Raw genomic sequence first — 1,194 nt, forward strand, 5'->3', positions numbered from 1 at the left:
TCGTGCTGGCGGACAACGCCACCGTCGATGCCCTGGCCAAGGGCCAACAGCATGTCGAGCAGTTCACCGTCAGCCTGAGCGATGGCTCGACCACCACGGTCACCATCACCATCACCGGCACCGACGACCTGCCGGTCATCTCCGCCGACAGCGGCGCGGCCACCGAGGGCGATCAAACCCCGGTGACCGGCACCCTGACCGCGAGCGATGCGGACAACCCGGGCCTGACCTTTGTGGCGGGCAACGAGAGCCGTGATTACGGCCGCTTCGAGGTGGGTGCCGATGGCAAGTGGAGCTTCGTGCTGGCGGACAACGCCACCGTCGATGCGCTGGCCAAGGGGCAACAGCATGTCGAGCAGTTCACCGTCAGCTTGAGCGATGGCTCGACCACCACGGTCACCATCACCATCACCGGCACCGACGACCTGCCGGTCATCTCCGCCGACACCGGCGCGGCCACCGAGGGGGATCTGACCCCGGTGACCGGCACCCTGACCGCGAGCGATGCGGACAACCCGGGCCTGACCTTCGTGGCGGGCAACGAGAGCCGTGATTACGGCCGCTTCGAGGTGGGTGCCGATGGCAAGTGGAGCTTCGTGCTGGCGGACAACGCCACCGTCGATGCCCTGGCCAAGGGCCAACAGCATGTCGAGCAGTTCACCGTCAGCCTGAGCGATGGCTCGACCACCACGGTCACCATCACCATCACCGGCACCGACGATCTGCCGGTCATCTCCGCCGACAGCGGCGCGGCCACCGAGGGAGATCTGACCCCGGTGACCGGCACCCTGACCGCCAGCGATGCGGACAACCCGGGCCTGACCTTCGTGGCCGGTAACCAGCACAACGCCTACGGCCAGTTCGCGGTGGATGCCAGCGGCAAGTGGAGCTTCGTGCTGGCGGACAACGCCACCGTCGATGCCCTGGCCAAGGGCCAGCAGCATGTCGAGCAGTTCACCGTCAGCTTGAGCGATGGCTCGACCACCACGGTCACCATCACCATCACCGGCACCGACGACCTGCCGGTCATCTCCGCCGACAGCGGCGCGGCCACCGAGGGAGATCAAACCCCGGTGACCGGCACCCTGACCGCGAGCGATGCCGACAACCCGGGCCTGACCTTTGTGGCGGGCAACGAGAGCCGTGATTACGGCCGCTTCGCGGTGGGTGCCGATGGCAAGTGGAGCTTCGTGC

At 67.4% G+C, this 1,194-nt stretch carries 1 protein-coding gene; it reads left to right on the top strand.

Annotated features, from left to right (window positions below; genetic code table 11):
- Nucleotides 1-1,194: VCBS domain-containing protein (locus MM194_RS21720; RefSeq protein ID WP_241344953.1), on the top strand; the 1,194-nt coding region annotated here is incomplete at both ends.

The organism is Aeromonas sp. MR16, from assembly GCF_022549315.1.
GTDB lineage: Bacteria > Pseudomonadota > Gammaproteobacteria > Enterobacterales > Aeromonadaceae > Aeromonas > Aeromonas aquatica.